Below are 22,823 nucleotides of genomic sequence, written 5' to 3'. Positions count from 1 at the left end.
TGCCCATGAAAAGCGCCAAAACGGATACAACGATTACGATGCCACGAAGTCATTCAAAAAAGAGTTCAGGCCTCTTAAGGCAAATGGGCAAAAGATTGGATCTATACCTTATGCTGCTTCTTCCAGTCACTTGGTATGTGGTATTTCACTATGCTCCGTTGTATGGACTGCAAATTGCGTTCAAAAATTTCAATCCGGCCAGAGGGATCTCGGCAGCAGCTGGGAAGGCTTCGGTCACTTCGAACGATTTTTCAATTCATATTATTTCTGGAGATTACTATGGAATACACTGTCCATTAACCTGTTCTCCTTATTGATTGCCTTTCCGATTCCGATCCTGCTGGCACTGATTATTAATGAAATTCGCAATAAAACCTTCAGCAAGTGGCTGCAAAATATTACGTATATTCCCCACTTTATTTCAGTGGTTGTTATCGTTGGCATATTGAATGTGTTTCTCTCGCCCCATACGGGTCCGGTCAATCTGCTGATTGAGGCATTCGGAGGTACACCGATCCGTTTTCTAGAGGAAGCGGGTTGGTTCAAGACCATTTTTATCAGCTCGAATATATGGCAGAACATGGGCTGGCAATCCATTATCTATATTGCAGCTTTGAGCGGTGTGAACCCGCATCTGTATGAAGCTGCCAAGATGGATGGAGCGTCAAGACTGCGGCGTATTTGGCATATATCGCTGCCCGGTATTGCTCCAGTTGTTATCATTTTGCTCATTTTGGATATTGGTCACTTCATGAACGTGGGATTTGAGAAAATTTTGCTGATGCAAAACAATCTTAATCTGGAATCGAGTGATGTCATTTCAACGTTTGTCTATACGACAGGGATCTTAAAGGGAGAATACAGCTATACAGCTGCTATCGGACTCTTTAATTCAATCATTAATCTGGTGTTGCTTTTACTGGTCAATCGGATTGCGCGCAAGACGTCTGAGACGAGTTTATGGTAAAGGAGGGCAAGGCCCATGTCCAAGCAGGCGACACTACAAGCCAGTTCCAATGAACGAATTTTCGATGTAATCATATACATCATAGCTTCAATTATTATCATCGCTGTGCTGTATCCGTTGATTTTTATCGTCAGCGCTTCGTTCAGTGATCCCACGAAAGTATTGAATGGAGAAGTGTGGTTGCTGCCCAAAGGACTGACTTTGGACGCCTACACGAACATTTTGCATAACGAGAAGATTTGGATGGGGTATCGCAATACGATAATTTATACGGTTGTGGGCACCGTGATTAACATTATCATGACCGTGTTGGCCGCATATCCCCTTTCGAGACCTGATCTTCCCGGGCGTAATATAATCATGGTTTTTATCACGCTAACAATGTTTTTCAGTGGTGGATTAATTCCAACGTATCTATTGATCAAAAATTTGGGCATGGTGGATACGATGTGGGCTCTGATTGTACCCGGCGCGATCGCCACATACAATCTGATCGTGATGAGAACGTATTTCCAGTCGAGTATCCCCTGGGAACTGCAGGAAGCTGCCCACATGGACGGGTGCTCCAATTGGCGGCTGCTTCTGAGCATTATTCTGCCCCTGTCGAAGCCGATTCTTGCTGTGATGGTGCTGTTCTACGCTGTAGGACACTGGAATTCATTTTTTAACGCGCTCATCTATATTCGCAACGAAAATCTGCATCCGCTTCAACTGGTACTACGCGAAATTCTGCTGATCAGCCAATCCGATGCCGTAGACGGTAACATTGGACTGGAGGACAAAATCCTGCTCGCGGAGAGCATCAAGTATGCGGTGATTATCGTTTCCAGTTTGCCTGTGCTGTTGATGTATCCTTTTGTGCAGCGGCATTTTGTTAAAGGGGTCATGATTGGATCGATTAAAGGTTAAATCCATATCAATCACAATGATGGAGGAGCTATGTTGAAATCAAACGCAAGGATCAGTATCAATTGTAATAGCTTAAGCGAACACACGGTCAACCCTTATTTGTTTGGACATTTTGTGGAAGACATTCGGGACCATATGGAGGCGATGCTTGCATTTCCATTGAGGGATATGGACTTTGAAAGCGAAGCTGAATCAAGAATTTCTGTATCGGGGAGCTGGCAGGCTTACACCAACGGAAGAAATACTCAATATGCGATGGAACCCCCGGCTCTCAGACATTCGGGTCGCGCTCAGCGTATTCGAATCTTAAGTGATGATGAAGCGTACGCGGGGATTGTACAGAGGTCTGCATTGAAAGGGCCGATGGATTACACCGTCCATGTTGTTGCGCGGGCTTCCATCGAACTACAATATTTGATGCTCGAAGCAGTCGATAGACGAACGGAAGAAGTGCTTGGTCAGTTAAAAGTCGAATTGGACAGCCATAACTGGCGGGATTATGAAGGACGGCTGACGATCGTGCGCGCTTGCCCCGATGCAGAAATTCGGGTGTATATTCCGGCCGAGCATCCAAGATGGATTGACCACGTCTCTACTGGAATGCTCTGGCTGGATCATGTGTCTCTATTGCCTGTCGATCATATTGCGCTGGTGAAACGTGAAGTGGTAGAGATGACGAGAGCACTAAACGCAGGCATGATGAGACTCGCAGGTAACTACATTAGTGCTTATCACTGGGAGCATGGCATCGGCCCTGTTCTGGAGAGACCCGTCATGTACAATGAGGCATGGGGAGGATGGACCAGCAAATATTTCGGAACGGATGAATTTATCCGCTTTTGCCACGAGCTGCAGGTAGAACCTCTGATTTGCGTGAATGATGGCTCGGGTACACCTGAAGAAGCCGCCCAATGGATCGAATATTGTAATGGTAGTGTGGATACGCCGATGGGGGCTCTTCGGGCGAAGAATGGATCGCCGGAGCCTTATCACGTCAAGTACTGGGAGATTGGCAACGAGGTTTGGGGGCAATGGCAAGTGGGTGCATGCTCTGCGGAACAATTTGCGGAGCGGACCGTTCAGTTTGCAAAGGCGATGAAGGAAGTGGATGCTTCCATTGTGTTGCTGGCCTGTGGACATTATGAGCAGGATTGGAATAAAACCGTGCTTGCTCTGGCAGGAGAGCATATCGATTATCTAACGTTACATCTGTATCATGGCTACGGTCCCTTTGGCATGAATCAGGATACGCCGGCTGAGGAGCGGTACAAAGCAATGGCGAGTTATCCCGAGTGGACCCGCCACTATATCCACCAGACAACGGAGGTCATCCATTCCGATGTCAAACATCAACATGTGAAGCTGGCGATCACCGAGTATAACACGATGTATTATCCTAACACTGTGCGAAAAGGACTGCCAGACGAACACACCCTTGGCGCTGCCGTGGCGAATGCGGCTAATCTGAATGAAATGATTCGTTGCAGTGATAGCGTGCACATCGGAAGTTTCTCCGATCTGGTTAATGGTTGGCTAGGGGGATGCATTCGCGTCGGGGATTTCTATGCTGATCAATATCGGGGCAAGCAGGCTGGATGGAGTGGACGCCAGCTCACGATTTATGGAACTCCGACCTATGAAGTGTTAAAGCTTTACGCGAATCGGGATATTCATCATCTTCTACCCGTGAAGACCGAATGTGGAACATTCTCTGTAGCTTCAAACAAAAAAACACCTATAGAGCTGGACGCTCTTCCCGATCTGGACATTGTAGCCGGGACGAATGATGATCGCAGCATGGTCACCCTGTTTGTTGTGAACCGAAGCTTGGAGGAGGTACGGGTTGAGCTGGATTTGCAAGCTTACGATGGATGCGAAGAGGCGACCTTATATGAGATTACCAGCGAATCGCACAATCATATCAACTCCGTGTTTCAACCAGATCATATCATTTGCACAGAGCGTAGTGTTTTGACCGAGGATTGGCAGCGTGGTTACTTATTACGTCCTTCATCCATCTATGTACTGGAGATTGGAAAAGCAGACTAACCAATGAGTTGACGTCCCGGAATGTAGATAACAGGGTTTCAGAAAGTGTACCTAAGTTCTGAAACCCTTTGATCTATCCAGATGGTGTCTTGACCACCAGATCAATAAGTTACTTGTCTAATAAAAATAGGCATTTTAAATATTCACCAGCGTTCTTTTATACAACACGGGTATTGCTGCAGCGATAAGGATTACACCCATGACAGCGGGTGCGGCATGACCAAGGGATACATAGATTTGACCTCCAATGATAGGACCGATCATTCTTGCTAAAGCTTGTATGGATTGGCTACCTCCCTGAACCCTTCCTTGTTCACTGGAATCAACAGACTTCGAGAGCATCCCGTTGAATGAAGGCCCGAAGATCGAATCGCCAAAACCAAATATAAACATGCCAGCGATAAAAAGAGGATAGAAGGAGAACAAAGTAGACAGCGCAATAAAACCGTAGCCTATAATCTCCGCGATCATTCCAAGAATGGCTATCTGTTTATCACCAAGTTTTTTCAAAAGTTTTGGCATGATGAGGCCTTGTGAGATGATGTCCTGAACACCCATTATCGAGAACATAAGTCCAATTAGTGCTGGCTTCCAACTGAAAGTATCTATTGTTAATTGTGAAAAAACGGCCTGTAATGATCCGTTGGGTATCCAAAGTAAGAATGCTGAGATAAGTAACCTGTTTAAATTTTTCATGGAAAGCAGGTTTGCAAGCTGTATGAATGGATTAAGTCTTGCAAAAGTAATTACTTTCAGTCTATTTTTCTTGTCAAGGCTCTCAGGCATAAAAAAGAATCCATATATAACATTCACTAAAGTGATGAATGTTCCAAAATACATGGGTGCAGCATAATCAATCTTCGCCAGTAATCCGCCTACAGTCGGACCAATGACGGTACCTACACCTACAACTGCGCTCACCCACCCAAAGTATTTGGTTCTCTGTTCTGGAGGAATGATGTCTGCAAAATATGCGTAGATCGTGCCTATACTCCCGCCTGTTATTCCCTCGATGATGCGCCCCGCAAATAGTACCCATAGAGCACCTCCTATGCCAAAAATCAAGTACCCAATTGCAGAACCCAAAAGGCATATCAGGAGCAATGGACGACGGCCATATTTGTCGCTCAGAGCGCCAAGTACGGGGGATGCAAAAAACACGCAGAAGGCATACACAGAGGTCAACAGCGTAACAACAATAGCTTGTTCTCCCGGACTGCTTATATAAGGCTGTACTAAGAACGGGACGACAGGCGCTATGATACTGAAGCCTATTCCGCAAAGAAACACAGAAATAAGACCGAATAATAAAGCATGTTTATCTATGGTTGGTTCGGTTTTCTGTTCGATGTTCTGTTTATGGTGTGATCGTGATCGAAATTTAAACATTAAATTCTCCTCTCCAGAGTGGCGGTTTTATTTCCTTGGAAACATTAATAGCGTACAATCACTTTGTTTCCTTGTCAACAAAATAATAACGATAAAAAAACAGCCTGCTCTTTATCGAGCACGGCTGCTTTTAATTTACTTTCATCATTCGGATTATTCCGACTTGATATCTGCACCCAGTTTCTTCTTGATCTCTGCATCCAAATGCCGATTATACTTGTCCACGAAGTGAAGCATGCTGTCGAATTGTTCCTCGGTTACCTGTTCAAATACGGTTTTATCTCGCTCTTGAAACTCGTTATGCAGATCCTCATGAATTTGATAAATGGCTTTCCCTTGCTCCGTCAGCCTAAAGTAGATTTCTTTCTTGTTATCCGACTTCTGGTAGCTTTCGATAAGGCCTTTTTGTATGAGCTTTTTCGTTAATTTACTTATGGCACCGCGAGTCATATAAAAGGACTCCGCAAGTTTAGTCACATTGGAATCTACATTTTTTTCAATGTATTCGATGCAATGCACTTCAGAGGGCTTATAACCCTTAAGACTGTCTTCCATCTTATCCTTATTAAGCCGAACGATCTTGTTATATAAGTCCCTGAAACCCACTAAGACCTGTTCTTCTTTGTTCATGTCTTATCCTCCCACCCGTTGGTGCATGATAACATTATATTAAATTTTGGTTTCCAGTACAAAAGCCTTTCTGACTACTGCATAAATCAAGATGCCATTCTGAATAAACTTTTTTCTGAACGACATACTACTTCAAAAGAGGTGGTAAAATTTGCAGCGATTCCATGAAAAAGATCTTCAGGATATAGAAAAGCAGCTCTCTGAACATTTCAAAAAGAGCTCGGATTTCTTAAGCAAGAACGTGGTTATCGCCGATCAGGAATTCAGAGCATATTACATGGAGAGCCTTGTCGATTTTCCAACCACATTGTCAGCAATTAACCAGGCGGCGAGTAGCGAAGAGAACGGATCATTTCAAAATATGTTCAGTCCGTTTGAAGAAGAGGCCTCCATGTCAATGGATGAGATATCCGATCATATTTTGCATGGAAAGCTTGTTCTGTTCAGCACAGAAGGAATGGCAGCTGTCATAGAACCGGAGCATACTGACATTTCGCGATCTGTCAGTGCACCGGAGAGTGAGAATCCCCTTCAATCTGCGTACGATGCTTTTACAGAAGATATTAATAAAAACATCGGATTGCTGCGGAAAAAGATGATCTCCGATGATTTGGTTATTGAACAACGAGAAACAGGAACGCGGTCTACCAAGAAAATTGCCATGGTATACCTGGAGGGTGTTGCTCAAGCCAAGGTCATTGCGTCTATCCGGGATAAGCTGGATCAAAATAAGGACAAGGAATTGACTACGGTAAGGGACCTGATGAGTATATTGGGGCATCCGAAATTCTCATTAACACCAACGTATATCTCTTCGGAGTTGCCAGGAGAGATGGTACAGAATTTGATGAACGGAAAAGTGGTCATATTGATTGACCAGTTTTCGTTTGCTTTTGCTTTCCCGGTGATCATAACGGATTTGTGGTCAACAACGCTGGACGTTAACTATCCATATCTGTTTCAAGTGTTTTTACGAACCGTACGGGCAATTGGCGCACTTTTGGCTGTCACGCTTCCGGGTCTATATATCGTGCTCAATTCGGTGAATCCGGAATTGTTGCGAATACAACTCGCCATAACGGTAGCCAAGAGCAGAGAAGGGGTTCCGTATCCTTCGTTGATCGAAATGCTCCTGGTTATGCTGCTGCTGGAGATGATTATTGAGGCTACGATTCGACTTCCCAAGAACATTGGTCCTACGATAACGATGATTGGCGGTATTCTGTTAGGACAAGCGATAGTTCAGGCTAAACTCGTCAGTAATCTATTGATTATTATCCTTGTTGCCTCAGCGATTGCTAATTTTGTGCTGGCAGGTTACATGAATACGACGGGGATACGAATGTATAAATACATTGTCATGCTCATCAGTTCCTTTTTTGGGATATGGGGTCTTGAGGCGGCAATGATTTGGATTATCTTGTATTTTGCCTCGTTGAGCACTTGCTCCGTTCCTTACTTAAGTTTAAGTGTGAAAGGAAAAGCTTCAGATGAATAAAGCTCAGATTTTGACTCTGTTTGTTCTGCTTCATCTCGCTTCGATCTTTGCTATCTTCCCTGAACGCATCATCTCTGCGACTTCAAAAGGGCACTGGATTCCCATAACAATCCTTTTTCTGGCTGAGCTGCTGGTTCTGTGGCTCTACTTAAAAGCGTTGTCCCAGTTCCCAGGAAAAACAGTAGTCGACATCTGTAATGAGTCATTGGGCAAATGGGGAACGAGGCTAATCGTTCTGCCTTTGCTCATCTTTCTATATATCGAGTTGTTTTTGCTTATGTATTTCCAGTCAGGTGAGATTAAAGCTGTACTTCTACAAAGAACACCGCCAGCAGCGACAGGGGCTCTGTTCATCTTGCTTTGTTTCTATGCTGTTTGGAAAGGGCTTAATATAATCATCCGAGCGAGCATCGGTTTGTGTATCCTTTTGATGCCATTCATTTTTTTCTCCATGATGATTAGCGTCCAGAATTTCAGAATTAGCTACATATTTCCGATTTGGGATAGCGAATTTTCATTTTTCTCCAATTCGGATTTCTATGTATGCACGGTTATTTCAGCCGGGTTTTTATTCCTGGGCATGATTCCCTCCAAGAAACGCATTAGCTTTGGAAAAGCTGCTGCTGCTGTCGGCATTATATTTGTGTTTGCCTTGGGATCTGTATATGTTCCACTGCTTGTATTCGGGCAGGAAACGGTAGTGCACTTGCAGTATCCGATGCTTATGGCATCAGATACCATTGATTTGGAGTGGGTTGTATTTGACTGGCTCCCCAGCTTTTACGTGGTGGCCTCAAGTGCACTGGGCGTATTGAAGGTTTCGGTTTTACTCTGGATTCTGGTCTCCCTAGTGCAACAGTTATTCATACCGAAGATCAACAGATTATGGATTATCTCTCTGGCATGCGTCTCCTTGTACCTGGTTAGTCTGTGGATACCGGATATGAACGCATTGAATACATATCTGTATCTGAATTCTTACTTTTGCGTTTACAGTGTGATCGGTTTTCCGATCATTGTATTCCTGGCGGCGCAATGGCGGCGAAAGAAGGTGGGTGCATGAACATGCGTATTGCAAGCACATTAATTGTAACCCTAGCTATGCTCTTGTTGCTTCCGGGATGTTGGGATACAAAGGATATTAACAAACAATATCTGCCTGTTGTCATGGGGGTGGGTAAAGGCGCTACCGAAAAATACAAGGTCATTCTCCAAATACCGGATGCATCAGGTAAAACCCAAATTCTTGAAAAAGAGGCAAAATCAATTAGTAAAGCCATCGATCTGATGAGAACCGATTCTGAAAAAAGCATTGAATTGGTACATTTGAGGTTGCTGTTAATCGACAGACAGGTCGCAGAGCAGGGGATTGAGAACATCATCAATTTTGCGGTGAGAGCAAACGATATATCGATTAAGGGGTTGGTAGGGGTAATTGATGGTGATTATGAGAAGACGATGTATCATCAGATCTCACCAACACCTGAAATTTCTTCCTACGACTTTTTTAGCCAGGATGCCGGATGGACACCCAATCAATCGATCGTCCGAATATGGGAAGCCTATCAAAACCAAAACTCTTATACGGAAGATATGGCCATTCCAATGCTCAAAAACGGCGAGCGAACCTTGTTTACCTTTAGGGGCACAGCCGTCATGCGGGAGGACCGTATGGTAGGAACGCTGAGTAAGGAAGAGACGCTTTTGTTTAATTTGTTCAAAGGGAAATATACAGGGGGAACCATTGAAGTGGCACAGAACACAAGTGTTCTTATTCAGGATGCGCATATCAAACATCAGACCCGGTGGTCGGAGAAAGGCCCGTCAATTCAGACCAATGTTGTTCTCGATGTAGACATTACGGAAAGTCCTGAAGGGAAAGGCAATGGCGTAATTGAAAAAGAAATGCAGGAGCAGCTGAGCGAACAGTTCAATAAAACCGTGAGAAAGATCCAATCCTACAAATCGGATGTACTGGGCATAGGAATGATATTCCGTCCCCAACTTTCGGAGAAAAGGTTAAAGGAATGGAAGACCAAATGGTTTCCGATGCTGGAGCAGAAGATTACCGTCCGTGTGAACATTCTAAACGAGATCTATTTTAAAGAAAACGCCAACGATAATGAGGATCAGGGAAAATTGATCAAGAAATAACGCTAACCCATGAGGTCGCCTATATTGGCGACTTTTTTCATGTTTGCATCCGGTGATGCAGCATCGAATGGATTTGTTCTACAGGGCCATGGAATTAAGGAGTCTGAGATCTGGGATAGCTTAGTAAAATAACATATCGCCGTTCTTACGAGTATAAGGATTGGTTAGAGGGGATAATGGTTAATTAGAGAAAATCACTCCCAATGTATAGCTGTAAAGGAGCGGGATCATGTCTTTCTTTAGAACACTATCGGTACGGGCAAGAGAAGACGAGTTGATGGACGATTTTTCCATGGGTGGAGAAGAATTAAGCGAAGCGCTCAAACATTTGAGACGGCTGAACAAAATATTTGCTGCTCCCGGTCCAACCCGTGCAGGGGTGGAGAAGTTATGGAGAGCGATTGGCAGTCCAACTACGCTAACCCTTCTTGATGTGGGAGCAGGTTCAGGTGATGTAAACCAGAAGTTATTGCATTGGGCAGACCAAAAGGGAATTAAGCTTGAAATTACTCTGGTCGACCTGACAGAGGAGGCATGTGAGGAAGCTAGAAATCTCTTCCGAAATGAACCCAGAATCAAGGTTCGGCGTATCGATGTCAGGGAATTGCCAGATGCCTCAGCAGATATCGTGACTGGCTCGCAATTTGTCCATCATTTCGAGGGAAAGCAACTGATTGATATGGTCTCGCATATGCTGCGCGCCTCCAAATATGGTGTTGTCATTAACGATATCCATAGGCATCCCGTATCCTATGCAGCCGTCTGGATTACCACTCGAATGATCTCTCGCAATCGGTATATTCGTCATGATGGACCACTGTCTGTTGCAAAAGGCTTCACGGGCAGGGATTGGCGGGATTTGAAACAGCAGTTGAATCATGACAACATGACCTATGAATGGAAGCCTTTATTCCGCTATTCCGTTGTGATTCCCCATCATAGGACGTTAGCATAACTCGTTAGATCAATAGGCTGGTATCATAATGGACAATGAAAGGCGGGTGTTCTTAGGTGTCTAAACCAATGGATGCCATAGTCATCGGAGCGGGAATTGCCGGTAGTACATTTGCGCTGCAGCTTGCCAGGCAAGGGCATCAGACACTGCTGCTGGATCGGCAGGAATTTCCACGTCACAAAACCTGCGGTGAATTTATGTCGCCTGAAACAACGGAGATGCTGAATTATCTGGGTATTCACCTTGGCGAACAAGAGTTAAAACCGAGTACCATGGATCATGCCAAGATCATTATGCCTCAAGGTGGGGAAATTGAAGCGCCTTTGCCGGGATTGGCCTATGGCATCAGCCGATATGAGCTGGATCGACTTTTACACGAACAGGCCGCAGCCGCAGGTGTTGAAATTGTTACGAGAGCAACGATAACCAACATTCAGCGGTTTGACGATTATAGCTATGAAGTTGAAGTCAAACAAGGAAATGACCAGATTCAATATAGAGCAAGAACCGTTATCGGAGCCCATGGTTCGAAGAAGCCACGCGGGATGACCTCGCCAGTCGAGCTGCGGGATAAAACAGCATATGTTGGCGTCAAATCGCACTTTCGGGGAATCACCATTCCGCCACGGGTAGAGTTGTATTTTTGCAAAGGAGGGTACGTCGGCATTTCACCAATTGAAGATGGGATTGCCAATGTAGCTGCATTGCTGACACTCGATACGGTGCGGGGAGCGGCAAGTCTGTGAAGGATATTTTGCAGGCGGCATCCTTGACCAACGAAAGATTGGCAGTGAGGCTTGCCGAGGGAAGTCCGGTCCAAGGGACGCAGGTCTCGATTGCACCACTCCATCTATCCAATGTTCCTGAACCCTGGTCCCAATATCCTCATATTGGTGATGCCATGCTAATGATACCTCCCCTGTGTGGTGATGGAATGTCCATTGCCCTTCGCTCCGCGCTGCTGTGTGCTGAATGGACTGACCAGTATCTTCAAGGGAAGATCAGCTTCGAGCAGTGGCAGTACGAATATTCGAAGGAAGCCAATCGCGAATTCACACGCCTGCTCCGGAGGGCGCGGAGAATCCAGAAGCTGGCCTTTGCCAAGGCGAACAAATTCTATCCCGGTTTAGCCCGGATGGTCCCAGGATTGGCAACTTATTTGGTGAAGGCAACACGGTTATCGGAGATTAATCTGATCCATCGATAATACATGGAAGGAATGTGAATTCCATAGAAAAGGGGCGGCGTATGTCAGGCGTACGTCGGCCTCTTTTTGTTGTTCTCTGTTAATTTTGACGAGACCGTTTAGAAATCTGCCAAATACTCGTATAATAGAATCTAATTGTAGTTATTGAGACAACATTCAGATTTGAATTCGGGAGGATTATTCTAAGATGAACTATTCATTTTCCAACCGGATTGCTGCATTGCAGCCATCCATTATTCGTGAGATCCTGAAGGCTTCTTCGGGTCAAAATGTAATTCCTTTCTCTGCGGGTAATCCCGCTCCGGAAACTTTCCCTATTGAGGCGATTCGGACATTCACCCAATCGATTTTGGAACAGGACCCGGTAACAGCACTGCAATATGGAATTACCGAAGGTTATGTCCCGCTGCGGGATACATTGACTACACACCTGAGTTCAGGCTTTGACACGGGCAAAGCGTCGGATGAACTGTTCATCGTATCTGGAGCACAGCAGGGAATTGAACTCGCTTGTAAAGTATTCTGTAATGAAGGGGATACGATTATCTGTGAAAGCCCAAGCTTTATCGGTTCATTGAACTCTTTCCGGGCTTCAGGGGCAAAGCTTGTTGGTGTTCCGATGGAGACAGACGGTATGGATATCGGGAAGCTGGAGCATGCTCTGCAAACCGAGCAGAATGTAAAGCTGATCTATGTGATTCCGAGTTTTCAAAATCCCACAGGTATTACCACAAGCCTGGAGAAGCGCAGAGCGATCTATGATCTTGCCAAGAAATATGGTGTCATGATCCTGGAAGATAACCCGTACGGAGAACTTCGGTTTCAAGGAGAAGATGTAGCGACGATTAAATCGATGGATGATGAAGGTCTGGTTATTTACGTAGGCTCTTTCTCCAAGATTCTGTCTGCTGGTCTGCGTGTTGGTTATGTTCTGGCTCCTTCCGAGGTTGTTCAGAAGATGGTTGTTGCCAAACAGGGAGAGGATGTACATACAGCCATGCTGCCGCAAATTCTGGCATACAAGTTCATGACTGAGTATAACTATGCAGAGCATATCAGCAGCATCCGTGCGATTTATCGCAGGAAGTCTGCCTTGATGATTGACAAACTGCAGGAGTATGTGGGCGAGTCCATTACCTTTACTCATCCGGATGGAGGGCTGTTCCTTTGGTGCGATCTGCCGGCTCATATCCCGATGCTGGATTATGCCAAAACAGCTGCTGCAGAAGGCGTGGCGGTCGTTCCGGGTACTGCTTTCCTCGTTGATGAGAACGAACCTTGTAATGCGATCAGACTTAATTTCTCAACACCTTCCGATGAGCAGATTGTGAAGGGAATCGAAATTTTGGGACGAGTTCTGAACAAATTCTGATTGGAGGCATATTTTATGAATCAACGTTTTCGAATCACTCGATCCATGCAAGAAAATAACTTAGAGCAATCCATCTCCTTGGAAGAATGCAAACAGTATTTTTCATCCAAGCCCGACTTTGCCTACTCCCCTGTCCTTACCGTCCAAGGACCTGAGAGCGTCATGTCCATCGATGGGGATTTCTTCATGTGGACGTATGAGAACCTGCAGATTCCATTTCGTCTGTATATGGGAGATCTATATGTTGCCATTGTTAATGAAGCTGTCGTTCCGCAAATGATGGAGGTTGCAACGGATTTGCGAGCCGATGTGGTTGAAGGGTAAGCTGAGTCGTGGAATGAAATGAAATGCAAAATGCATTCGTCTAATTGTAACCATATAAGTGTCGGGGAAGTCGCCAATCTGGCGGCTTTTTTGCTGTGAACCTATTCGTTAATATGCTTATTGAAATATTCAATCGATAGGGGAATTGACGCTCAGGACCTGTTCGTGATAATTTATATAAATCACAAAAGCCTATAAATCCAATGAGGGAGAGGGGTTTTGCGCAATGTCGTCGATTGTGCTTGCTGCCGCTGAAGATATACGAAGCAAGGATTCGGAACTTTTAATCAAGGAGCTAAGCGAAGAACTGGGATTGTTATATGGCGGCGATGGGACGGCGGGATTTCAGCCATCTGACGTGGAGACACCTCGAGCGGCCTTTATTGTCGCGCGTTTGGATGGATATCCGGTAGGCTGCGGAGCCATCAGACCCCTTGATGATACTTCCGTGGAGGTTAAGCGCATGTACACACGTTCTGATTTCCGTCGCAAAGGTGTGGCTCAGGCCATTCTGGCCGAAGCGGAGCGTCTTGCGCTCGAATTCGGGTACACCAATCTGAAGCTGCAGACTGGCCCGAAACAGCCTGAGGCGGCGGCCCTTTATGAAAGAGTTGGGTACTATCGGATACCGATTTTTCACGGGGACTGGGATCAGGTACTCGCCTATCAAAAAGATCTGGTGCTAAGTGCAACCCACGGAAACGAGCATTCCTCATTGAACGCATAGATTATATCCTTGTATAACAAACGAACCGAAATCTCTTGTCAATTATCAGAGATTCCGGTTCGTTTTTTTTGGTGTGTAGAAAGTCTGGTGAGTCCAGAAATTTAAATCTTTACTCTTTTATAACGGAGGCATTTACAGCGTCTTCCATCTGATTGCTGTAGGTACGGAATAATCCAAGGCGCCAGAAGGCAGCTCCTTTGAGATCATAACGCTTGGCAAGACCCAGTTTATCATCTATGGAAGATGAGGTTTCACTATTTAAGCTTATCCCGAGCAAAAGCTTTTGCTTGGAGACGCCAGCATCTAACGCAAGCTGAATGGCCTTATCCACAAGACTGTTCGGCTCAGGGACCTGCGATTTGGTACCGACAGGATTATATTGGTATGCCATAATGATGATGTCGTCTGCCAACGAAGCGAGCGTTTTGTAATCATAACCTTTATAGGCACTATTTAGTGGGGACAGCCAAGGATAGAGCGATGTCTTTAGGCAAGGATTCCTTCAATTGCTTGACGTAATTGTTAAGCAGCTTCTGTTGCTCTACAGCGTCCAGCTTGAAACCCAGTCCTTCAAAATCAAGAACAACGCCGCCAAAACCATTTTCAGCTATTGCAGCCGTTATACCCTCAATGGACTTCTGACGCATGCTGCTATCACTCAGCACCTTGGTCAGTTCTCCATTTCCATCCAAAGCATACACCATGAGATACGATCTAATGCTCTGATTTGCTGTATTAGCAACGATGGATTGAGGTGTAACGTCGCCATCAGCAGCAGGGAGCTGATACTCCTTACCCTGAAGCGTAAATTGACCTTCACGATCGATGCGACTCCAACCAAAAGCGATGGAGTTCATGGATGACACCAAATCGATTTCCTTATAGGATTGCAGCGCATAGAAAGCTCTCAAATGCATTTCTCGTTGAGGTGAAACCAGGGAAATGGTACGAGTTGACTGGTTCCAGCTCACATCAACACCGAACTGACTACTGAACGAACTGAGTGGAATGAGCACACGGCCTTCCCGCTGAACCGGTGGAGCTGCAAGCTTGACTTTTTCTCCATTGACGGTTGCTGTGGTGCTTCCCACTTGAAGCAGGACCTCCGTCGCCTGGCCTTTCACATTTCCATTCGCTTTTATGGTTTGTGTCTTGCTGTTCCATGTAATGCTGATTCCTAGGGCTTCGCCAACTGTTCGGAACGGAACATAGGTAACGCCTTTGTCGATCCGAGGTTCTGCATCGAATTTCAACGGAACGTCATCCAGCATGACTGAAATGGCGGGTGCGGCATAGGCATCATGAAGGTTTGGAGTGGTGCCAAGCAAGGATAGGGCAAGAATAGTGGCAGCAGCTGTCTTTCCTATTCGTGTATGTAACATGTTATGCGTTCCTCCAACTCATTAAATATAGTAGAATTGCAGTTCATCTGAACGGTAATCTATCACGAAATAGTATAGCAAAATTTTCATAGAATTCCAATTATAAGAGTTGTTGTACGTTCGAACAGGAACCTTTGTTTTTCTAGGCTGGAGTTATAGCGAATGATATTATGAAGAGTAATAATTACCTGGTTGTATTAATTTTGGTTAATAGGAGGAGGATGTTTATGTCACCCAGAAACCTTTTGAAGGATCAACAGGACCTATGAGCAATTGGCTGATTTGATGCAACAATGGTTTGAAGAGTATGGCTGCGACGGATTTAACATCATGCAGCGTCCAGGCATAAGCCATTTTCAAAAAGTGAACACCGTAGGTAAGAGCTCCGTAACAATATGAACAAATAAAATTGTTTGCGAGAGTGCCACATCGTTGAGGTGCGAGCCTTAGCCATACAAGTTCAAAAGTAAAAGTAAAGAAGTCGCCTATGGGCGGCTTTTTTTGGTTTGGGACGATATACGTTTTTGTTCCCAGATAAAAAAAATCATTGTTTTAAAACTTTTTTAGACTTTCCGCTGTCTAACATGCGAAACAACATTCAAAGTAAGCTTTACTAAAAATGCGGCAATAATCAAACTATACAGTCGCAACGGGGGTGGACCAACTGAGCAAGGTGAGTACAGCACTAACTGAACAGCAGTTCAGTGAACGTCTGGAGGCATGTAAAGAAAAGCTTTATCGCTTCGCGTTCTCTTATGTAAAAAATGAACAAGAAGCATTGGAAATTATATCCGAGGCATCTTATAAAGGTTTTCTATCTTATGAAAAAGTGAACAGTCCAGATTATTTTGAAACCTGGATGACCCGGATCGTCATCAACTGTTCCCTTGACCACATCAGACGGAAGAAGAAATACACGTACATGGAAGACAGTACAATACCTTTTGCGGCACAGGAGAGTTCCATGGGGCTTGAAGAGCAATGGGATCTATACGAAGCACTTGATCACCTGCATCCCGAAGACAAGGCATTTATCGTTCTGAAATTTTTCCAAGATCAGAGATTCAAGGATATGGCAGAGATACTGTCCCTACCGGAAAGCACGGTGAAGACCAGGTTTTATAAGATCTTGAACAAACTCAAAAAACATTTAACCAAGGAAGAGGTTGATTTCACATGACAGGGAAAGAAAGATATGAACAGATAGAGATTCCATCCGGCCTTTCCGGAGTAATTCAGCAAGCTCGCCAGCGGGCACGAAACCAGAAACGAAGAAAAATGGTAATCTGGCGTAGTTCCTCCCTGGTGGCTGCTTGTGCTGCGGTAATGATAACAGCTAACGTACCCGGTGTAGCTAAGGCATTATCCGATGTGCCTGTTATCGGTTCCGTCGTCAAGATTTTGCAAGTTGGTAGCGGTGGGGAGCAGACAGATGGTGTCTCGGTTACCACAAGCCAAGAATCGGATACGCTGAACATTCATTTTCAAATGGATGGAGAACAGATCAGCTCGGCTCCATCGTACACTGTTGATCACAAAGAAGGGCCGAATCGTCTGATCTTCACTTTCAATGGTGTACGTCATCTGGATTATGACAAGCTGGAGAAGGATATCAAAGCACTTAAGAATGTAAAAGATGTCTATCAAAATATCATTTTGGATGATTCCGCGATTGGCTTTGTGGTTGAACTCAGGGATGGTGTGGATTATTCCGTGTCAGAGTATCAGCAACCTGGATATATTCAGTTGAAGCTTTCTTCCAACGGGAAGTCAACGCAAGCGCATGAACTTTTCTTCGTGCGGAGTGAAGACATGGAGCAGGGCGAAGCTCTGGCCATGCTGGCTGAACAGTATTCTGCAGATGGCAGCAGCGTTGTGCAAACCCAAAATGGAAAATTCACCGTCGTCATGGGTGCCTTCGACAATCAAGCAGATGCAGAGAAACAGTTGAAAGAATTTACTGACCGGGAGGACTATAGTGGCCCCCTGCATGTCGACAGCTGGATGAGTAATGAAAATCCACAAAAATAACAGAAGCCTTCCCGATCGAGCACGGAAGCAAGTCATTGTGTAGTCGTTGCGCTTGATTATCAATTATCCATTGACGCTCCTTATCCAGCAGCTTTGGATGATTGTTATGACACACTTTTATGGATAAAAAGACACGCAAAAAGACATGGGATCAGAGAGGATCAGCTCATGGTAGGTGAACATTGCATTCGAACATTTAAATATGCAGTAGATCATCATTTTGCTGAGCAGACAGCGAAAAGGTGATATTAAAAGGCGGACATTCCTTAGCGTAGGAATGTCCGCCTTTTACAAACGAATTATTGAATTCTTAATTTACTCCACTTAAACCGTTGTTGCCACGTGCTTTTCACGGGCAATCTTGGTTGCATCAACCATGTTGCGCAAGGAAGCAACAGTTTCTTCGAGGCCACGTGTTTTGAGACCGCAATCCGGATTAATCCAGAACAGTTTAGGGTCCAATACACGCAAGGCGCGTTCGATCATGCTCGTCATTTCATCTACACTTGGAACACGTGGGCTATGGATATCGTATACGCCAAGTCCAATGCCCAGTTTATACGTGTTCAACTCAAAACTATGAATGAGTTCCCCGTGACTGCGGGATGTTTCGATCGAAATAACATCGGCATCCATCGCTTCGATGGAATCAATCATGTCATGGAATTCGCAATAGCACATATGCGTGTGAATTTGAGTTGTATCTTGAACCGTGCAAGTGGAAATGCGGAATGCTTTGACCGCCCATGCCAGATAATCGGCTTGCTCCGATTCCTTCAGTGGCAATCCTTCGCGAACCGCAGGCTCGTCGACCTGGATCATGCCAATACCTGCTTGCTCCAGTGCTTCAACTTCTTGTCTCAGTGCGTACGCCAATTGATAAGCGATATGCTCGCGCGGGATGTCTTCACGTACAAACGACCAGTTCATGATGGTAATTGGTCCGGTGAGCATTCCTTTTACAGGACGCTGTGTCTGGGACTGTGCATATTTGGTTTCTTCTACGGTCGATTTCCCCGGTAAATGCAACGTCTCCAAAGATAATTGGTGGTTTGACACAACGGGAACCGTATGATTGTACCCATCCGAATTGAGTGAAGGCAAAACCTGCAAGTTTTTCGCCAAAGAACTCTACCATGTCGGTACGCTCAAACTCACCATGTACGAGAACATCGATCTCGATCTCTTCCTGAATTTTGATCCAGATATCAATTTGATCCCGGATAAAGGCAGCATACTGCTCATTGTTCAACTCACCCTTACGCCACAATTGACGTGCTTTACGCACTTCAGCGGATTGTGGGAAGCTGCCAATGGTTGTTGTCGGGAAAAGTGGTAATTTCCATTTCTCCTGCTGCTCGATATGACGTTCGGCAAACGGACGGGAGCGTTCCGGCTGTTGAACGCTGAGTGATGCAACAGCCTCTTGAACAGCAACACGATTGCGTTCCTCGGATTGCTGGAGAGCCTGAATCGTACGATCTGAATTTTCAATCTCAGCGATAATTTCAGTGCTTCTTGAAGACAATGCTTTCGTCAAAAGAACAATCTCGTCCAACTTTTCATCTGCAAATGCGAGAGCATTCTTAAGTTCGGATGTGAGTTTAGTTTCACGTGCTGTCGTTACCGGAACATGAAGCAAGCTGCATGAGGATTGAACGATTAATTGCTCAGGTGTTACGAGTTCAGCCAGTTCATCCAACAGCTTCAGTTTTCCTGGTAATGAGGCTTTCCAGATCCCGCGGCCGTCAATAACCCCAGCACCCAAAACTTTATCCGCTGGGAAACCGGACGCCTGAATGGATTGAATGTTGCCCGTCGCCCCGTGTACAAAATCAAGTCCGATACCTTGAACTGGTAGGGCAACAATGTTGTTATAGTTCTCTACGGATTCAAAGTAGGTTTGCAGCATAATGTTCAGACCTGGTACAGCGGCTGCAAACGTCTCATAAATTTTGTTCAGCAACTGCTGGTCAGCATCAGTTGTTTGGGTAACAAGGATTGGCTCGTCAATCTGTACCCACTGAACGCCTTCATTTGCAAGCTCCTGAAGCACTTGTACATAGAGCGGAAGCAGGCGGTCCAGCCAAGCATTCGTTTCGGATTTATCGTATCCTTTGGACAGCTTCAGGAAAGTTAACGGTCCGACAAGAACCGGTTTACCTTCAATACCGAGCTTCTCTTTGGCTTCACGATAAGCAATAAGGGGCTTATTCTCGGTAAGTGCAGGGGAGGCTCCGTCCAGTTCAGGCACGATATAGTGATAGTTGGTGTTAAACCATTTTGTCATTTCACTTGCTGCTGCATCTTTCGTTCCCCGGGCAATTCCGTAGTAGACAGACAAAGGTACAGCGCCACCATTATATGCAAACCGTTTTGGTACAATTCCGAACATAACGGCTGTATCTAGAATGTGATCGTAATAACTGAAATCATTGACAGGAATAAGATCAATTCCTTTTCTTGTTGCTTGCGCAAGTGATCTAAGCGGATTTCCTGTAATCGTGCTTGAAACTCTGTTTCTTCCAGCTTGCCTGACCAGAATGCCTCCAAAGCTTTCTTCCATTCCCGATCGACACCAATTCGTGGATATCCCAATACACTGCTTCTCACCATTAAGTAAAACTCCTCTACAATATGTTACCAAAAAGTTATCACATATCTGGGGTTATAAAGTAATTCCATTAAGTTATATCTAGCTATAGCCTATAGCTATATCAAAGCTGCGTGAGAACATTGATAATGGCAAGCATGCATAAAGATACTATAAAAACTTTGCAAATAAACCGTCCAGACGGTATAGTTAACTAGGATGAATTTTTTTACGTATACTTAGGAGGAATGCTTGCATGGGTGCGTATTTTTTATTGGGTTTGGCGATCGTATCTGAAGTTTTTGGAAGTTCCATGATGAAGTTATCCAATGGGTTCCAAAAGAAACTTCCGATAATAGGGCTGATTTTGGGCATGGGCACAGCGTTCTTTTGTCTTTCTCTAGCTTTAAAAACCATACCGCTAGGGACCGCTTATGCAACGTGGTCGGGTGTGGGAACTGCTCTGACGGCACTCGTTGGAATTGTATTTTATAAAGAGAGCGTGAACATCAGAAAAATCTCAGCTTTAATTTTAATCATTGCTGGGGTCGTGATTATGAAATTGGCTCATAGCTGAGTAAGAGTGGAGGATGAACAATGAAAGGTTATTTTGCACTTGGCATTGCCATTATAACTGAAGTTTTCGGTACAACCATGCTAAAATTGTCGGAAGGATTCACGAATCTGCTTCCTTCAATCGGACTTGTTGTTGGAATGTCGTTGTCATTTTATTTTTTGACGATGTGTTTGAAAACCATTCCTTTGAGCACCGCATACGCCATATGGGCAGGTGCAGGAACAGCATTAACCGCCCTGCTTGGCGTCATTTTATGGAACGATCCTTTTAACATTCTGTCGGGAATTGGACTCATTTTGGTCATTGGGGAGTAGTGCTTTTAAACTTATCCAAAAGTCCCGTCAAATCATCAAACACAAGTCAGTCATAAATAAACGTATATGAAGGAGGTTATCTTTTGAGAAGTAATTCAAGACGTCATGAGCTTTTGGCATCAGCATCATATATTGTCGAACATCTGGGCATGGAAAAATTAACGTTGGAAGCTGTAGCTAAACATGCGGGAGTAAGTAAGGGGGATTGCTTCATCATTTTCCGAATAAAGAGGCAATCGTTACAGCCATGATCGAGGAATTTGGGGATACGTTTTTCTCGGAACTACAGCAAAAATCAAGCGAAAGCATAGATGAAGCCGGGAAATGGAGCAGGGCTTATATTGAAACGACCTTCCATGACTCCAAAACGACGGTAGCCTTGTGTACAGCGCTTTTGGCCGTGTTATTCTCGAAGCCGGAATTACTTGCAGCATACAATAAAAAACATAACATTCTTCAAGAAGATATTTTAAATGATGGCATTGATCCCGTGAATGCTGCTATTATCAAATTAGCCACAGATGGGCTATGGTTTTCAGAGATTTTTGGAGTCGGAATTTTGGATCAGGATATTCGAAATCAAGTAGAAGAAAGACTAATAAAAATGTCTTTCGAAGCGAAATGACAATATCTGCATCAACTCCTTTTTAAGAAGTCGCCATTTCAGGCGACTTTCTTTTTTGTTTGATGCAATGCAATATCAACTGTTTTTTTACTCCATTAGAAGGGACAGGTTCATTTGATGCATAATAAGGATACTTAGAGAATTGTTGAGCTGGAAAATGAGGAAAGGGTGATTTGATGGGTGTACCTACTTTTCTTGAAACAGGTCATATGACCGAAGGTTTTCCAATCCGCGTAATTCATACAGATGAGCAATTTAATTTTGCCGCACACTGGCATGAAGAGGTTGAATTGGTTGTAGTCAATGGGAAAAGCGCGAGAATGGGCGTGAATAGCCATATCTTTGACCTCGAACATGGAGACGTACTGCTTATTAAGCCGGGGACGTTCACTGCTTCTTGCCGGGTACAGATCATTTAACCATTATATTGTTTCGGCTGGAATTGTTAACAGGAAGCTTCACAACGGAAAGAGAAACCCAGGAACTGGGAGAGCTTTTCAACAAAACCACGATCATCCCATCCAAGCTTTCCACGGAGAAAAATCTGGAGAAATATATAGGTGCATTAGCGAATGAAGAGAATGATCAACAGGTGGGGTATCGCTGGTTAATGGTTGCCCGATTATATGATCTCATCGTTCATATGTTACGTACAAAGGAACCCATTACAGAACCATTCAACTCAGGACGGCACTGTACTCCTTCCAAAAAATTCGAATTCCTCGAATCGGTCTGTGAATACCTGGAAGCGCACTATGCAGAACCCGTCAAGCTGGATCAGGTCGCGGAGCACATTAAATTCAGCAAGTTTCACGTATGTAAACTGTTTAAAGAGGTCAAGGGAATCACGCTGATGGAATATCTGAATCATTTTCGAATTATCAAATCGGAATGGGCGTTATTGTTTCGTGAAGAATCCATTCTGGATATTGCCATTGGTCATGGATTTAACAATGTGAACTCTTACAATCGTCTTTTCAAAAAATATAATGATTGTACTCCGTCCGAATTTCGGAAAAAGCATCGTACGAATATCACAACATATGAAGGATGATTCACAATATTTATGGAGAAAGCCCTCTCCAAAATCCATATACTCTAATAAATTGTAAGCGTTTCC

At 44.5% G+C, this 22,823-nt stretch carries 22 protein-coding genes and 3 pseudogenes; 20 read left to right on the top strand and 5 right to left on the bottom strand.

Annotated features, from left to right (window positions below; all coding sequences use genetic code 11):
• The first annotated feature begins 5 nt into the window (after window positions 1-5).
• The 3 genes and pseudogenes from ACTWJ7_RS20120 to ACTWJ7_RS20110 all read left to right on the top strand — a co-directional run bounded on the left by ACTWJ7_RS20120 (window position 6) and on the right by ACTWJ7_RS20110 (window position 3,925).
• Window positions 6-967 (top strand): annotated as a pseudogene (locus tag ACTWJ7_RS20120) (ABC transporter permease).
• 15 nt (window positions 968-982) lie between these two features.
• On the top strand, window positions 983-1,876 hold the full coding sequence (locus ACTWJ7_RS20115) for a carbohydrate ABC transporter permease (RefSeq protein ID WP_024631781.1): 894 nt from the start codon (window positions 983-985) through the stop codon (window positions 1,874-1,876).
• A gap of 33 nt (window positions 1,877-1,909) precedes the next feature.
• Window positions 1,910-3,925 carry an alpha-L-arabinofuranosidase C-terminal domain-containing protein gene (locus ACTWJ7_RS20110; RefSeq protein ID WP_079344785.1) on the top strand — a complete coding sequence of 672 codons (2,016 nt, stop codon included), beginning with the start codon at window positions 1,910-1,912 and terminating at the stop codon, window positions 3,923-3,925.
• Between the two features lie 135 nt (window positions 3,926-4,060).
• Here the strand turns inward: ACTWJ7_RS20110 and ACTWJ7_RS20105 are convergent, their stop codons facing one another.
• Both ACTWJ7_RS20105 and ACTWJ7_RS20100 read right to left on the bottom strand, forming a co-directional pair.
• A complete protein-coding gene (locus ACTWJ7_RS20105) occupies window positions 4,061-5,314 on the bottom strand; it encodes an MFS transporter (protein WP_301878708.1) in 1,254 nt (417 codons plus the stop codon).
• A gap of 153 nt (window positions 5,315-5,467) precedes the next feature.
• Window positions 5,468-5,944: a MarR family winged helix-turn-helix transcriptional regulator gene (locus tag ACTWJ7_RS20100; protein WP_301878707.1), complete on the bottom strand. Its 477-nt coding sequence runs from the start codon at window positions 5,942-5,944 to the stop codon at window positions 5,468-5,470.
• 151 nt (window positions 5,945-6,095) lie between these two features.
• On the opposite strand from ACTWJ7_RS20100, the gene ACTWJ7_RS20095 reads away from it, so the two are divergent.
• From ACTWJ7_RS20095 to ACTWJ7_RS20055, 9 genes are all read left to right on the top strand, one after another.
• Entirely contained in the window at window positions 6,096-7,442 is a 1,347-nt protein-coding gene (locus tag ACTWJ7_RS20095) for a spore germination protein (protein WP_443145822.1), read from the top strand.
• Window positions 7,435-8,505, top strand: a complete 1,071-nt coding sequence (locus ACTWJ7_RS20090; protein ID WP_301878703.1) for a GerAB/ArcD/ProY family transporter — start codon at window positions 7,435-7,437, stop codon at window positions 8,503-8,505. The genes ACTWJ7_RS20095 and ACTWJ7_RS20090 overlap by 8 nt, the downstream gene beginning before the upstream one ends.
• Entirely contained in the window at window positions 8,502-9,596 is a 1,095-nt protein-coding gene (locus ACTWJ7_RS20085) for a Ger(x)C family spore germination protein (protein WP_301878702.1), read from the top strand. Before ACTWJ7_RS20090 ends, ACTWJ7_RS20085 begins: the two co-directional genes overlap by 4 nt.
• A gap of 229 nt (window positions 9,597-9,825) precedes the next feature.
• Window positions 9,826-10,551, top strand: coding sequence for a methyltransferase domain-containing protein (locus tag ACTWJ7_RS20080; protein WP_301878701.1), 726 nt, complete (start codon window positions 9,826-9,828; stop codon window positions 10,549-10,551).
• A 56-nt stretch (window positions 10,552-10,607) separates the two neighbouring features.
• On the top strand, window positions 10,608-11,297 hold the full coding sequence (locus ACTWJ7_RS20075) for an NAD(P)/FAD-dependent oxidoreductase (protein ID WP_443145821.1): 690 nt from the start codon (window positions 10,608-10,610) through the stop codon (window positions 11,295-11,297).
• The gene (locus ACTWJ7_RS20070; RefSeq protein ID WP_443145820.1) at window positions 11,294-11,758 is read left to right on the top strand and encodes an NAD(P)/FAD-dependent oxidoreductase; all 465 of its coding nucleotides are present in this window, start codon (window positions 11,294-11,296) and stop codon (window positions 11,756-11,758) included. Before ACTWJ7_RS20075 ends, ACTWJ7_RS20070 begins: the two co-directional genes overlap by 4 nt.
• Window positions 11,759-11,945: 187 nt before the next feature.
• Complete coding sequence (locus tag ACTWJ7_RS20065; protein WP_301878699.1) at window positions 11,946-13,130, top strand: aminotransferase-like domain-containing protein; 1,185 nt, start codon at window positions 11,946-11,948, stop codon at window positions 13,128-13,130.
• A 15-nt stretch (window positions 13,131-13,145) separates the two neighbouring features.
• Window positions 13,146-13,454: a hypothetical protein gene (locus ACTWJ7_RS20060; RefSeq protein WP_301878697.1), complete on the top strand. Its 309-nt coding sequence runs from the start codon at window positions 13,146-13,148 to the stop codon at window positions 13,452-13,454.
• 226 nt (window positions 13,455-13,680) lie between these two features.
• Window positions 13,681-14,181: a GNAT family N-acetyltransferase gene (locus ACTWJ7_RS20055; RefSeq protein WP_301878695.1), complete on the top strand. Its 501-nt coding sequence runs from the start codon at window positions 13,681-13,683 to the stop codon at window positions 14,179-14,181.
• Between the two features lie 109 nt (window positions 14,182-14,290).
• On the opposite strand, the gene ACTWJ7_RS20050 is transcribed toward ACTWJ7_RS20055, so the two are convergent.
• Both ACTWJ7_RS20050 and ACTWJ7_RS20045 read right to left on the bottom strand, forming a co-directional pair.
• Window positions 14,291-14,572 (bottom strand): hypothetical protein, encoded by a 282-nt coding sequence (locus ACTWJ7_RS20050; protein ID WP_443145819.1) that lies wholly within the window; start codon window positions 14,570-14,572, stop codon window positions 14,291-14,293.
• 58 nt (window positions 14,573-14,630) lie between these two features.
• A complete protein-coding gene (locus tag ACTWJ7_RS20045; RefSeq protein WP_443145818.1) occupies window positions 14,631-15,563 on the bottom strand; it encodes a stalk domain-containing protein in 933 nt (310 codons plus the stop codon).
• Window positions 15,564-16,236: 673 nt separating this feature from the next.
• Between ACTWJ7_RS20045 and ACTWJ7_RS20040 the strand changes: the two genes are divergently transcribed.
• The 3 genes and pseudogenes from ACTWJ7_RS20040 to ACTWJ7_RS20030 form a co-directional block, all read left to right on the top strand.
• Complete coding sequence (locus ACTWJ7_RS20040; RefSeq protein WP_328285965.1) at window positions 16,237-16,743, top strand: sigma-70 family RNA polymerase sigma factor; 507 nt, start codon at window positions 16,237-16,239, stop codon at window positions 16,741-16,743.
• Window positions 16,740-17,594: a hypothetical protein gene (locus ACTWJ7_RS20035; RefSeq protein WP_301878692.1), complete on the top strand. Its 855-nt coding sequence runs from the start codon at window positions 16,740-16,742 to the stop codon at window positions 17,592-17,594. Before ACTWJ7_RS20040 ends, ACTWJ7_RS20035 begins: the two co-directional genes overlap by 4 nt.
• 27 nt (window positions 17,595-17,621) lie before the next feature.
• Window positions 17,622-17,840, top strand: a pseudogene (locus tag ACTWJ7_RS20030) (alpha/beta hydrolase); the annotation flags it as partial.
• 78 nt (window positions 17,841-17,918) lie between these two features.
• Here ACTWJ7_RS20030 and metE read toward each other — a convergent pair.
• Window positions 17,919-20,210: pseudogene (gene metE, locus ACTWJ7_RS20025) on the bottom strand (5-methyltetrahydropteroyltriglutamate--homocysteine S-methyltransferase).
• Between the two features lie 233 nt (window positions 20,211-20,443).
• Here metE and ACTWJ7_RS20020 point away from each other — a divergent pair.
• From ACTWJ7_RS20020 to ACTWJ7_RS20000, 5 genes are all read left to right on the top strand, one after another.
• Window positions 20,444-20,764: a DMT family transporter gene (locus ACTWJ7_RS20020; RefSeq protein WP_301878687.1), complete on the top strand. Its 321-nt coding sequence runs from the start codon at window positions 20,444-20,446 to the stop codon at window positions 20,762-20,764.
• 20 nt (window positions 20,765-20,784) lie between these two features.
• Window positions 20,785-21,078: a DMT family transporter gene (locus ACTWJ7_RS20015; RefSeq protein WP_443145817.1), complete on the top strand. Its 294-nt coding sequence runs from the start codon at window positions 20,785-20,787 to the stop codon at window positions 21,076-21,078.
• Window positions 21,079-21,283: 205 nt separating this feature from the next.
• On the top strand, window positions 21,284-21,703 hold the full coding sequence (locus ACTWJ7_RS20010) for a TetR/AcrR family transcriptional regulator (RefSeq protein ID WP_443145816.1): 420 nt from the start codon (window positions 21,284-21,286) through the stop codon (window positions 21,701-21,703).
• A 176-nt stretch (window positions 21,704-21,879) separates the two neighbouring features.
• Window positions 21,880-22,122, top strand: coding sequence for a hypothetical protein (locus ACTWJ7_RS20005; protein ID WP_443145815.1), 243 nt, complete (start codon window positions 21,880-21,882; stop codon window positions 22,120-22,122).
• Complete coding sequence (locus tag ACTWJ7_RS20000) at window positions 22,101-22,757, top strand: helix-turn-helix transcriptional regulator (protein WP_443145814.1); 657 nt, start codon at window positions 22,101-22,103, stop codon at window positions 22,755-22,757. Before ACTWJ7_RS20005 ends, ACTWJ7_RS20000 begins: the two co-directional genes overlap by 22 nt.
• Window positions 22,758-22,823 lie beyond the last annotated feature (66 nt).

The organism is Paenibacillus sp. 1A_MP2 (genome assembly GCF_052244825.1).
Lineage (GTDB): Bacteria > Bacillota > Bacilli > Paenibacillales > Paenibacillaceae > Paenibacillus > Paenibacillus vandeheii.
Note: the sequence above shows the minus strand (reverse complement) of the source record. Positions and strands in the feature narration are given on the sequence as shown.